The organism is Brevundimonas sp. (assembly GCF_050729455.1).
In the GTDB taxonomy this organism is placed as follows: domain Bacteria; phylum Pseudomonadota; class Alphaproteobacteria; order Caulobacterales; family Caulobacteraceae; genus Brevundimonas.
In genome coordinates this window covers 1-11,847 of sequence record NZ_JBOHLI010000068.1, presented here as the reverse complement: position 1 = coordinate 11,847, position 11,847 = coordinate 1, and the positions used below count along the sequence as shown (strand labels likewise).

The 11,847-nt window shown below is 69.4% G+C and carries 11 protein-coding genes and 1 pseudogene; 6 read left to right on the top strand and 6 right to left on the bottom strand.

The annotated features are described in order from the left end of the window. Positions 1–97 precede the first annotated feature (97 nt). From ACREEF_RS14260 to fliI, 3 genes are all read right to left on the bottom strand, one after another. Complete coding sequence (locus ACREEF_RS14260) at positions 98–1,168, bottom strand: endo-1,4-beta-xylanase (protein WP_431566232.1); 1,071 nt, start codon at positions 1,166–1,168, stop codon at positions 98–100. 162 nt (positions 1,169–1,330) lie between these two features. Beyond that, positions 1,331–1,744, bottom strand: a complete 414-nt coding sequence (locus tag ACREEF_RS14255; RefSeq protein WP_431566231.1) for a flagellar export protein FliJ — start codon at positions 1,742–1,744, stop codon at positions 1,331–1,333. Positions 1,745–1,763: 19 nt separating this feature from the next. Beyond that, the gene (gene fliI / locus ACREEF_RS14250) at positions 1,764–3,101 is read right to left on the bottom strand and encodes a flagellar protein export ATPase FliI (RefSeq protein WP_314430851.1); all 1,338 of its coding nucleotides are present in this window, start codon (positions 3,099–3,101) and stop codon (positions 1,764–1,766) included. Between the two features lie 222 nt (positions 3,102–3,323). On the opposite strand from fliI, the gene ACREEF_RS14245 reads away from it, so the two are divergent. Further along, the gene (locus ACREEF_RS14245) at positions 3,324–4,808 is read left to right on the top strand and encodes a methyl-accepting chemotaxis protein (RefSeq protein WP_431566230.1); all 1,485 of its coding nucleotides are present in this window, start codon (positions 3,324–3,326) and stop codon (positions 4,806–4,808) included. A 136-nt stretch (positions 4,809–4,944) separates the two neighbouring features. On the opposite strand, the gene ACREEF_RS14240 is transcribed toward ACREEF_RS14245, so the two are convergent. Continuing rightward, the gene (locus tag ACREEF_RS14240) at positions 4,945–5,856 is read right to left on the bottom strand and encodes an EamA family transporter (protein WP_431566229.1); all 912 of its coding nucleotides are present in this window, start codon (positions 5,854–5,856) and stop codon (positions 4,945–4,947) included. Positions 5,857–5,943: 87 nt separating this feature from the next. On the opposite strand from ACREEF_RS14240, the gene ACREEF_RS14235 reads away from it, so the two are divergent. From ACREEF_RS14235 to ACREEF_RS14215, 5 genes are all read left to right on the top strand, one after another. Beyond that, complete coding sequence (locus ACREEF_RS14235; protein ID WP_431566228.1) at positions 5,944–6,426, top strand: Lrp/AsnC family transcriptional regulator; 483 nt, start codon at positions 5,944–5,946, stop codon at positions 6,424–6,426. A 120-nt stretch (positions 6,427–6,546) separates the two neighbouring features. Continuing rightward, positions 6,547–7,527, top strand: a complete 981-nt coding sequence (cysK, locus tag ACREEF_RS14230; protein ID WP_431566227.1) for a cysteine synthase A — start codon at positions 6,547–6,549, stop codon at positions 7,525–7,527. Between the two features lie 10 nt (positions 7,528–7,537). Beyond that, positions 7,538–8,065, top strand: coding sequence for an NADAR family protein (locus ACREEF_RS14225; RefSeq protein WP_431566233.1), 528 nt, complete (start codon positions 7,538–7,540; stop codon positions 8,063–8,065). A gap of 26 nt (positions 8,066–8,091) precedes the next feature. Then, positions 8,092–9,306 carry a DUF2336 domain-containing protein gene (locus tag ACREEF_RS14220; RefSeq protein ID WP_431566226.1) on the top strand — a complete coding sequence of 405 codons (1,215 nt, stop codon included), beginning with the start codon at positions 8,092–8,094 and terminating at the stop codon, positions 9,304–9,306. A 166-nt stretch (positions 9,307–9,472) separates the two neighbouring features. Next, positions 9,473–9,901 (top strand): MucR family transcriptional regulator, encoded by a 429-nt coding sequence (locus tag ACREEF_RS14215; RefSeq protein ID WP_431566225.1) that lies wholly within the window; start codon positions 9,473–9,475, stop codon positions 9,899–9,901. 197 nt (positions 9,902–10,098) lie between these two features. Here the strand turns inward: ACREEF_RS14215 and ACREEF_RS14210 are convergent, their stop codons facing one another. Both ACREEF_RS14210 and ACREEF_RS14205 read right to left on the bottom strand, forming a co-directional pair. Continuing rightward, positions 10,099–11,217, bottom strand: a complete 1,119-nt coding sequence (locus ACREEF_RS14210; RefSeq protein ID WP_431566224.1) for a DUF2336 domain-containing protein — start codon at positions 11,215–11,217, stop codon at positions 10,099–10,101. Further along, positions 11,214–11,847, bottom strand: a pseudogene (locus ACREEF_RS14205) (hypothetical protein); the annotation flags it as partial. The gene ACREEF_RS14210 and the pseudogene ACREEF_RS14205, both read right to left, overlap by 4 nt.

The following is an 11,847-nucleotide window of genomic DNA, read 5'->3' as shown; positions in this document are numbered from 1 at the left end:
GCGCTATGGCGTCACCTGCTGACAGTTGTGCGCCTTACAATCTGGATCCCGGCCTTCGCCGGGATGAGCGGGGTGGGGTGGCGCAAGGGAAGAAGGACTAGCCGCCGAACGCGCCCGCGACGGCGTGGAACACGGGATTGGCCCGGCCCTCGGCGTCGAACAGCAGGGCGCTGTCCTGGCCGTCGTCCCTGGCGCCGCGTCGCAGCCAATGGTCGGTGTCGCGCACGCCCCAGACGGTGAAGGCGAACTGCTGGGCGCGGGGCAGGGCCATGAAGGCCTCGGCCAGTTCGGCGACGCGGGCGGTCTGGCGTTCGATCCTCTGGCGGCGGGGGCGCAGGTCGGGCAGGCGCCCGTCCTGACGCAGCGAGGCGTCCAGTTCGGCCACGTGGATGGGCAGGCCGAACTGGGCCAGTTCGCGCATGAAGGCGGCGGTCTGGCCGGCGGGAATGTCGATGTCGAGGTGGCTCTGGGTGCCCAGGCCGGTGATCGGCGCCCCGGCCTTCAGCAGCCGTTCGACCAGGCGCAGATAGGTGGCGCCCTTCACCGGATTGTTCTCGAGATTGTAGTCGTTGAGGAAGAGCACGGCGTCCGGCGCGGCCAGCCTCGCCTGCTCGAAGGCGCGGATGATATAGGCGTCGACGCCGCCCAGACCCTGGCTCCAGACGCAGTCGCGCAGGCCCCGACCGTCCTCGGACACCGGCTCGTTGACCACGTCCCAGCCGACCACCTGGCTGCGCCAGCGCCCGGCGACGGCGGCGATATAGCGGTCATACTCGGCGGCGAAGCGGGCGCGGTCGCCGGTCAGGGCCTCGAACCACGGATGGCTCTGCGCGTACCAGATCAGGGCGTGGCCGAAGAGGCGCAGGCCCAGATCGCGGGCGAAATAGGCGATGCGGTCGGGGGCATCGAAGCGCAGCGAGCCGTCGGACTGGAGGATGTACTCCATCTTCATCTCCCACTCGGGCGTGAGCTGGGAGAAGTGCTCCGACACCAGCCGGAACCAGACCTGATCAGACAGCTGGCCCGTCATGCAGGCCGTGCCGACGGGGAAGGGGGCGATGGACTTCAGCGCGCGGACCGGGCGGTCAACGGGAACACCGGCGGCCTCGCCGGAGCCGCAGGCGGCCAGGGCGACCGGGGCGGCGAGGAAGGCGCGGCGGTCGATCATCACGCTTCTTTCCTCCCCACGTGTGGGGAGGGGGACCGCGAAGCGGTGGAGGGGGCGGCGCGACGGTTGGCTCTGGGCGATGCGGACGGGGCGGCGTCGCCCCCTCCGTCACGGCCGCTGCGCGTCCGCGCCACCTCCCCATGGTATGGGGAGGAAAGGCGGTTAGCCCCCCGCACGGCGCCTCAGGCCCATTTCGTCGAAGGCGGCGGTTTCGCGTTTGGCGGCGGCGATCAGCTTGTTCAGGCGGGTCGTTTCGGCGACGTGCTCGAACTTCTTCAGCTCCTCGAAAGCGCTGGTCAGGGCGTCGCGGGCGCCTTCCTCCTCGGCGGAGACGGCGGCGACCACGCCTTCGGCGTCGGCGCGCTTCAGCGCCCAGCCCTTGAGGTAGGCCTGCAGCATCATGCCCGACGACGGGTCCAGACGGGCGTTCTGGCGCTCGATCTCGACCTCGGCGTCGAGGACGGCGACGCGCATTTCGGCCTCGGCCTTGCGGGCGGCGACCTCGGCCAGACGCTTCTGCAGCGTCTCGACTTCATAGTTGGAGATGCGGATCAAGGATTGAGCCCAGGCGGTCATAAGGTGTTCCAGATCACGGTTAGACCATTCCTTGGTTCAGAATGGTTTCCAGACGGTCAAAGCTTTCGCTCAGACTGGTGTGGTCGTCCTTGTCCTGGCCGAGGAAGTCCTCGAGCGCGGGGTTCAGGGCGATGGCGCGGTCGACGATGGGGTCGGCCCCGGTGCGATAGGCGCCGATCTTGATCAGCTCTTCCATGTTGGCGTAGGCCGACAGGCACTGACGGGCGCGGCGGTTCAGTTCGCGCTCGGGCGGGGTCTGACAGCCGGGCAGGGTCCGGCTGACCGACTTCAGCACGTCGATGGCGGGGAAGCGGCCGCGCTCAGCGATCTTGCGGTCCATGACGATGTGGCCGTCGAGGATACCGCGCACGGCGTCGGCGATGGGCTCGTCATGGTCGCCGCCATCCACCAGCACGGTGAACAGGGCGGTGATCGGCCCGGCCTCGGTGCCGTCGGGGCGGATCGGGCCGGGACCGGCGCGCTCCAGCAGCTTGGGCAGTTCGGTGAAGACGGTCGGGGTGTAGCCCTTGGTCGTCGGCGGCTCGCCCGCGGCCAGGCCGATCTCGCGTTGGGCCATGGCGAAGCGGGTGACCGAGTCCATCAGGCACAGGACTTCCAGCCCCTGATCGCGCAGGTATTCGGAGATCGCGAGCGTCATATAGGCCGACTGGCGCCGTTTCAGCGCCGGTTCGTCCGAGGTGGCGACGACGACGATGGCGCGCTTCAGCCCCTCCTCGCCTAAAGTCTCCTCGATGAACTCGCGGACCTCGCGGCCCCGCTCGCCGATCAGGCCGACGACCACGACGTCGCAGGTGGCCTGCTTGGCCAGCATGGACAGCAGCACCGACTTGCCCACGCCCGAACCGGCGAAGATGCCCAGGCGCTGACCCCGGCAGGTGGTGGTGAAGACGTCCATCGAGCGCACGCCCAGATCCAGACGCTCGCCCACCCGGCCGCGCGAATGGGCCGGGGGCGGCGAGGCGCGCAGGGGATAGGGCACGGCGCCCTGCGGCAGCGGCCCCAGGCCGTCGATGGGCAGGCCGAAGGCGTCGATGATCCGCCCCAGCCAGGCGGTCGTCGGGCGCACGCTGGCGGCGGTGTCGATGATGCGGATGTCGGCGCCGGGGGCCACGCCCTCGACCGGGCCGAAGGGCATCAGCAGGGCCTTGGCGTCGCGGAAGCCGACGACCTCGGCGGGCAGGGGGGCTTGGCCGCGTCGCTCGATCTCGGCGCGGGCGCCGACGGCCAGGCGCGACAGGCCGCCGCGCGATTCGATCAGCAGGCCGCTGACGCCCGCCACCTTGCCGGTGACGACCAGCGGGTCGATCGCTTCGACGGCGGCGACGAGATTACGCAAGCGGGACCCCCAGGCTGCGTCGGGTCGAGAAGGCGGAGCCTTCTGACCGCAGCCCACAAAAATGCATCCGTTAACGGATGCCTCATCGTGGTTAACGAGCGGTGAAGTGACGTTACGGAAAGACCCTTACACGTTATCCAAGAGAAATGAAGGTTTTCGAACCCAAGGTTGAGGCCGAGAGCGAACAATCGTCAACACGTCTAACGCTGGGGAGCGGACTGGATGTTCGGCAAGACTCGTAAGAACCATGACGGGGAGCGGAAGCTCCACGACCTCGACAGCAAGTTGGCCGCGATCGGCCGATCCCAGGCGGTGATCGAGTTCGATCTGGACGGCAATATTCTCGACGCCAACGACAATCTGCTGAAGACCATGGGCTATGCCCTGGACGAGATCCGGGGCCGGCATCACCGCACCTTCATGGATCCGGCCGAGGCCGCCGGCCCGGCCTACGCCGCCTTCTGGCGCGACCTGAATGCGGGGCGGTTCGTGGCGACCAAGTTCCGGCGCCTGGCCAAGGGCGGGCGCGAGGTCTGGCTGCAGGCCTCCTATAATCCGGTGCTGGGCGTCGATGGGCGACCGGTCAAGGTCATCAAGCTGGCGGTCGACATCACCGCCGCCGAGCAGGAGGCCGCGCGCCGCGAGGCTGAACGGCTGGACGCCGAGGCGGCCCAGAGCGGACTGGTCGAGGCTCTGGCCGGCAATCTGTCGAAGCTGTCGGCGGGCGATCTGACGGCGCGGATCGTTCAGGACATGAGCGGCGCCCACGGCCGGGTGAAGGACGACTTCAACAGCGCGGTCGACAGCCTGCGCCAGACCCTGGGCCAGGTGCTGAACTCGGTCTCGGGCCTACGTGGCGGTTCGGATGAAATCTCCAGCGCCTCGGACGACCTGTCGCGCCGCACCGAGCAGCAGGCCGCCAGTCTGGAGGAAACCGCCGCCGCCCTGGACGAGATCACCGCCACGGTGAAGCGCAGCGCCGAGGGCGCGCGCCAGGCCGCGGTCGTCGCCGGCGAGGCGCGGGGTCAGGCGGATCGCTCGGGCGAGGTGGTGCGCGAGGCGATCACCGCCATGGACGGCATCCGCAAGAGCTCGAACCAGATCAGCGACATCATCGGCGTCATCGACGAGATCGCCTTCCAGACCAATCTCCTGGCCCTGAACGCCGGGGTCGAGGCGGCGCGTGCGGGCGACAGCGGGCGCGGGTTCGCCGTCGTCGCTTCCGAAGTGCGGGCCCTGGCCCAGCGCTCGGCCGAGGCGGCCAGGCAGATCAAGGCGCTGATCTCGGCCTCCGCGGCCGAGGTCGCGCAAGGCGTGAAGCTGGTGGGCGAGGCCGGGACCGCGCTGGACGCCATCGCCGGCAAGGTGGGCGAGATGGACGCCCTGGTCGCCGAGATCGCGGCCTCGTCCCAGGAGCAGTCCTCGGGGCTCAGCCAGGTCAATGCGGCCGTGAACCAGATGGATCAGGTCACGCAGCAGAATGCGGCCATGGTCGAGGAGACCACCGCGGCGGCGGCCAACCTCAAGTCCGAGGCCGAGGGGCTGGGCCAGCTGGTCGGCCGCTTCCAGACCGGACAGGGCGCGCCCGTCGGCGTGGTGCGCCAGATGACGGCCAGGTCGGGTCCGCCGCCCGCGCTGGAAGGTCAGAGGGCGCGGCTGCGGGCCGTGGTCAACGGCGGTCCGTCGGAGGAATGGACCGAGTTCTGATCCCTCAGGAGACGCGCTGGATCGCCAGCCGCATCAGGACGGCCAGGATCAGGCCGAACAGGCCCCCGGTGGCGATGTTCAGAACGGGCGTGCGCAGACAGGCGAGCAGGGTCTTCATGATCGGCTCGTCGTCCGCTCAGGCCGGGGCGCCGGGTTCGCGCAGCGGCTGATCCTCGCCCGCGGGCGAGGTCAGGACCGCGCCGATCGAGGCGGCGATGATGCAGCCGATGGCCAGCCATTGCAGGCCGCTGAGGTGCTCGCCCAGAAACAGCAGGCCGGCCAGGGCGCCGACCGCCGGGTCGCCGCTCAGCATGACGCCGAAGGTGCGCTTGGGGATGCCCTTCAAGGCGATCATGTCCAGGGTGTAGGGCAGGGCGCTGGAGACGACGGCCACCACCAGGCCCAACGCCAGGATGGACGGGTCCAGCAGGTTCAATCCCGCCGTGGCGACGCCGAACGGCACGACGGTCAGGGCCGCCATAGCCATGCCGACCGCCACGGTCGGGCCGCTGGGCAGGTGGCTGACCCGTTTGCCGAAGACGATGTAGAGGGCCCAGAAGACCGCCGCCGCCGCGGCGAAGGCGCAGCCGACCGGGTCCAGCGCCTGCACGTTCCCGTCGAACGGCAGCAGCAGGGCCAGGCCCAGCACCGCGAAGCCGATCCAGACGAAGTGGATCAGCCTGCGCGAGTGCAGCAGGGCGATGGTCAGCGGCCCGGTGAACTCGATGGCCAGGGCCACGCCCAGCGGAATGGTGGCCAGCGACAGGTAGAAGCACAGATTCATCAGGCCCATGACCAGGCCGTAGATCGCCAGCCCCTTGAGGTCGGCGCGGGTCAGCCGCGACCGCCACGGCCGCCACACCGCCAGCAGGATCAGGGCCGACAGGCCGACGCGCAGCGAGGCCGTGCCCGCGGCTCCGACCATCGGATACAGCGACTTGGCGAAGGAGGTGCCCAGCGACAGGGAGACGATCCCGCCGATCAGGGCGAGGTAGGGCAGGGCGGCCGCGAAACGCGGCGCCCGGAAAGCGAGAGTCAGGGAGGACATGGGGGCGGAACCTAGTGAAAACCCGCCTGTGTTTCTCGCTGATTTCTGCTGATAAGATGCAATAAAACCGCGTTAGAAAGATAACATATGCAGAAAACGGTCACGCTCGATGATTCCGACCGTCGCCTGCTGGATCTGGTCCGACGCGACAACCTGCAGCCCGCGCGGCTGCTGGCGGACCAGGTCGGCCTGTCGGAATCGGCGGTGTCGCGCCGGCTGCGCCGTCTGCGCGACGAAGGCGTCATCGTCGCCGACGTGTCGGTGATCGACGAGAGGCGGCTGGAGCGCGCCCTGACCATGCACGTCCTGGTCGAGATGGAGCGCGAGGGCACGGGGGTGCTGGACGCCCTGATCGCCAAGCTGACCGCCCGGCCCGAGGTTCAGGCCGCCTGGTACGTGACCGGCGAGACGGACTTCGTCCTCTACGTGCGCGTGCCGACGATGGAGGCCTATGAGGTCTTCACCCGCGAGGTGCTGAACGACGCCGCCCGGGTGCGGGCCTTCAAGACCCTGATCTCGATTCGCGAAGTCCTGCCCTTCGATCCGGCGCGGCGGGGGCTGCGTGGCTAGCGGCGCGCGCGGGCCCGCAGCCATTTTAAGGCCAAGGTGAGAATTCCTGCGTCGCCGAGGTTTCGTCGGACGCTATAAGGTCTATCTGTTACGCTGAACTCGCCGCACGGAGCACTTTTCATGTCCGACACCGCTTACGACGCCAGCCGTCACAAGAAGGCCGGACGCGGCCGGGTCTATGACAGCATCATCGACACCATCGGCGACACGCCCCTGGTGCGGCTGCCGAACCTGACGGCGGAGCATCAGCCGAAAGCGACCGTGCTGGCCAAGCTGGAGTTCTTCAACCCGCTGGCCTCGGTCAAGGACCGGATCGGCGTGGCCATGATCGAGGCGCTGGAGCAGGCGGGCAGGATCAAGCCGGGCTCGGTGCTGATCGAGCCGACCAGCGGCAACACCGGCATCGCCCTGGCCTTCGTCGCCGCGTCCAAGGGCTACAAGCTGATCCTGGTCATGCCCGAGAGCATGTCGATCGAGCGCCGCAAGATGCTGGCCCTGCTGGGCGCCGAGCTGGTGCTGACCCCGGCCGAAAAGGGCATGAAGGGCGCCATCGCCATGGCGCAGGACCTGTTGGACCGCACCCCCGGCGCCGTCAGCCCCTCGCAGTTCGAGAACCCCGCCAACCCGGCCATTCATGAGGTCTCGACGGCCGAGGAGATCTGGGCCGATACGGCGGGCGCGGTGGACGTGGTCGTCTCGGGCGTCGGCACCGGCGGCACCATCACCGGCGTCGGCCATGCGCTGAAGGCGAAGAAGGCCTCGGTGAAGATGATCGCCGTCGAGCCGACCGCCTCGCCCGTCCTGTCGGGCGGCGCGCCGGGCCCGCACAAGATCCAGGGCATCGGCGCGGGCTTCATCCCCGCCATCGTCGACCGCGAGGTGATCGACGGCGTGGAGCAGGTGTCGAACGAGGACGCCTTCGACATGGCCCGCAAGGTCGCCCGCACCGACGGCATCCCGGTCGGCATCAGCTCGGGCGCGGCCCTGGTCGCCGCCTTCCGTCAGGCGGCGCTGGACGAGAACGCGGGCAAGACCATCGTCGTCATCCTGCCCGACTTCGCCGAACGCTATCTGTCCACGGCCCTGTTCGAGGGGCTGTAAATTGGAGCGGGTGGATGAGGCGGACCTCCCTGATCCAGCCGCATACGACGCCTTCCACCCGTTCATTAAAGGGGTGTTCAGCCAGTGGCATCCGACGCCGTTCGTCGTGAACGGCGAGCGTTTTGTGACGGCGGAGCAGTGGATGATGGCCTGCAAGGCTCGGTTATTCGGGGATGCGCCGAAAGCCGCAGCCATCATGGCGACTGAAGACCCAGGAGAGCAGAAGCGTCACGGCCAGATGGTGGTCGGTTTTGAACAAGACCGCTGGGATGCGGCCAAGATCGGCATTGTCCTGGCGGGCAATCTGGCGAAATTCCAACAGAACGAAGGCGCACGGCGACAGCTTCAGGCCACGGCGCCGGCCATGCTGGTAGAAGCGAATCCGCGCGATTGGATATGGGGCGTGGGCTTGGCCGTCGATGATCCTGACGCGCATCGACCCTCAGCGTGGCGCGGAAGCAATCTTCTGGGGCGGGTGCTGACGCGGGTGCGCGATACGCTCTGGTCTGCAGCCGATCAGACCCTCACGCGCGGTTAACCGGCTCGCGTTAGGGTAGTGGGACCATGTCTGTTCCGGCCGCCATTCCTGCCGAAGACGCCCCGCCCGGGCCGTCGAAAGCGCGCCAGACGCTGCTGCGGCGGCTGGCCGACGTCGTCTGCCTGCCCGCCAGCCGGATCAACGCCTTCGAGCGGGCGGTGACGGGCGATCTTCTGGTGGAGTTGCTGCGGCTGGCCCCGGTCGAGGAGCGGCGCCGCGTGGCGCTGCGCCTGACGCCGCTGGCCGAACTGCCCAACAGTCTGGCGCGGATGCTGCTGCGCGACGATCCGTCGGTGGCGGGGCCGCTGATCGAGGACTGCGCCTCCCTGACCGACGCCGACCTGATCGGCTGCGTCCGCGACGCCAAGACCGAGCATCGGCTGCTGATCGCCGCCCGGCGCGGCCTGACCGAAATCGTCACCGAGACCCTGTTGAGCTTTGGCGAGGAGGCGGTCATCGAGACCGTGCTGAAGAACAACTCCGCCCGTCTGTCGCAACCGGCCATCGAAGGCGTGGTGGCGATCAGCCGCCAGAACCGGGGCCTGTGCGCGCCGCTGTTGAAGCGGCCCGAGCTGCGGCCGTCGGGGGCCTATGTCATGTTCTGGTGGTGCGGGGCCGAGGAGCGCCGCATCGTGCTGCAACGTTTCGCCGTCTCGCGCGAAGTGCTGCAGGACAGCGTCGAGGACGTCTTCGCCATGGTCGCCGCCGAGGGCTGGTCCGATCCGGTGGCGCGCAAGGCTCTGCAGTTCATCGAGCGGCGCCAGCGCAACCGCGCCGCCATCGACAAGAGCCCCTACAACGGGCTGGAGGCCGCGGTCGCCGCCGCCGCCGCCGGGATGAGCCGCGAGATCGTCAGCGAGATCGGCTATCTGTCGGGGATCAAGCCGCTGACCGCCGCCAAGATCATGGGCGATGCGGGCGGCGAGCCGGTCGCCATCCTGTGCAAGGCCACCGGCCTGTCGCGGCTGGACCTGCAATCCCTGTGGCGGGCCATGCGCCGGCCCGAGGTCACGCCGGACGGCGCCGTCCATCCCGACTGGGAGCGGGTGCAGATCACCTATGAAATGCTGGCCGTCGATCGGGCCCAGACGGTGCTGCGTTACTGGAACTGGGCGCTGTCCTCGGCGCTGACGCCCGAACTGCTGCGCGCCATACGCGACGGCGACGAAGAGCTGATCGATGAATACTCCACGCCGGAACGGGCCGCCATGCTGGCTCTGGCGGAGAACTTCGGTCGCTGACGGCCGAAGACTGACGCCGCGGGCATTGAACAGAGCAGCGCGGGTTTAGGCGCGCTCTTCTTTGCTTGCATTGCTTTCGTCGTGGAACATACGTATGAAACCAACCTCCGACGGGTCGGGTCTGATCAGTCGAATGCGTTTGACTCATGCAACAGGCGATCCCCCCATGGAAGAAAAACCCGAACTGCTGGAAATGACGGCCGACATCGTTTCGGCCTATGTCAGCAACAACACCGTCTCGGCCGACGCCGTTCCTGGCCTGATCGCCCAGATTCACGCCGCTCTGTCGGGCGTGTCGTCGGCTCCGGTGGAAGCCGAGCCCGAGCCCAAGGAACCGGCGGTTCCGGTGCGCAAGTCGATTACGCCTGACTTCCTGATCTGCCTGGAAGACGGCCGCAAGTTCAAGTCGCTGAAGCGTCACCTGCGCACCAAATACAATATGAGCCCCGAGGAATACCGGGCGAAGTGGGGTCTTCCCAAGGACTATCCGATGGTCGCCCCGAACTACGCCAAGGCCCGTTCGGACCTGGCCAAGCAGATGGGCCTGGGCCAGGGCGGCCGCAAACCGGCCCGCGCCACCCGCGCCAAGAAGTAAGATCGGCCTTCAAGGTCGGACGCAGCGCCCGTCTTCCGAGAGGAAGGCGGGCGTTTTTGCATTCTTGGGGCGCTACCGCCCTTCGGGCTGCTTGAGCGCACTCTTGGGGCGCTACCGCCCTTCGGGCTGCTTGAGCGCGTGGGACGCGACATTCGCCCTCCCCTTCATGGGGAGGGAGAGGCGTTGCGCGCCTGGCTTTACGCCGCGTGCCCCGCCTTGCGCATCCGCCAGAAGCGCAGGGTGCGAAGGGCCGCCTCCCGGGTCAGGTCGTTGTACATACCGGCGTAGGCGCGGGCCTTGCCCATGGCGTCGCCGTCGGTGTTCAAGAGGACCACGGCGTAGGTCAGGAACAGGGCGCGATCCAGGTCGGCCGCCTTGCAGACCACGGCCAGGGCGTCCAGCTCGCGCCGCTCGATGATCTGGCGGGCGGTGTGGAAGTCGATGTCGGCCAGCTGCGACAGGGCGATCAGGAAGGACGTGCGTCCGCCCGAGCGCAGGAAGCGGGCCAGCATCTGCGGCGTCAGCTGGCCAGCGGCGCGCAGTTCCTCGACGTAGGCCAGGCTCTCGGCGTAGTCGGGCGGCAGGGCGCCGTCGTCGGTGGCGACGCGGGTGCGGCCGGCGGCCAGGGCGCTTTCCAGCAAGGCCGGGTCCATGCGCGCGTTCTGTTCCAGAATGCGCTGACGCAGCCGGGCCTCGACCTCGAAATACATCTCGTTCAGCAGGTCGGGCGGCAGGCTGGCGCGCTCGACGGCGGGGGCGTGCAGGGCCGGGTTGACGCGGGCGCGCTCGACCGCGGCCTCGCAGGCGGCGCGCGACAGATGGGCGCCCTCGTTACACAGCAGCACGCCCAGGGTCTCGTCGTCGCCGCGCTCGACGATGGCGTCGGACACGGCCTCGGACACTTCGGCGCGCTGGCTGACGGCGCGCATATGGCCCTGGCCGCGCGAGCGGATGACCTGGATCAGGTCGGCCTCGGTCAGGACCGGCGAGGCGCGCAGCACGGGCTGGGCGACGTCCTCGGCCTCGTCGTTGGCCAGGCGGCGAATCAGCTGGGCCGGGGCGTCGGGCGAGGCGGCGAACCGCTCGGCCAGCTCGGCGCGGACGGCGACCTCCATGGCGTCGGTCAGGTCGCCGAGCACCGCGCCATAGAGGGCGGTCTCGGCCTCGCTGCGTTCGGCGGCGCCGAAGAAATGGTCGGTCAGTTCGCGCAGCAGGGCGCGCCGCTTCTCGCTGGACGGTTCCTGCGCCAGGGCGATCAGGTCGGGCAGACGCGACGAGGCGTCGGTCATCGAGGAGGGGGCGGCGCCGTCGCTCATGGCTGGTCGGTGACTTCGGTGTCGGGGGCGGCTTGAAGGCGGCCGTTTGCGTTGCGGATCAGATTGGGGGCGGCGGGCGGTTCGGCCAGGTCGGTCGCGGCCGGGGGCGTGGTCAGCTCCACCGGCAGGGCGTCCAGATAGACGGGCGCCGGCAGGGGGGTGGCGTCGGGTTGGCGACCCGCCTGACGGTGGACGGAATAGTAGCGGGCGCCTTCCTGGGGCCCGGCCTGCGGGGGCTGGGTTTGTGTCTGGCCTTGGGGCTGGGGCGCCGGGGGCTGAGGCTGCGTCGGCTCGCTCGGCGCCGGGCGCTGAAGGCGGAAGATGGGCGCGTCGCGTCGCGGGGCCATCGGGTCATAGGCCGGGGCGTCGGGCGCTGCGGCGGGCGGCGCGGGCTCGGGCGCGGCGGGGGCGGGCGGTTCGACCGGCAGGGACCGGGCCATCGGGGCTTCGGTCGGAACAGGGGTCGGAACAGGGGCCGGGGCGGGAGCAGGCGCGGCGGCGACATAGGCGGCGGGCGGCGGGGCCTCCACCGGCGCGACATAGGGCCGACCGGACTCCGTCGGCGCGGGGGCAGGCGCGTAGGTCGGCGGCTGCGGCTGCGGCTGCGGCTGCGGCTGCGGTGCGGGGGCC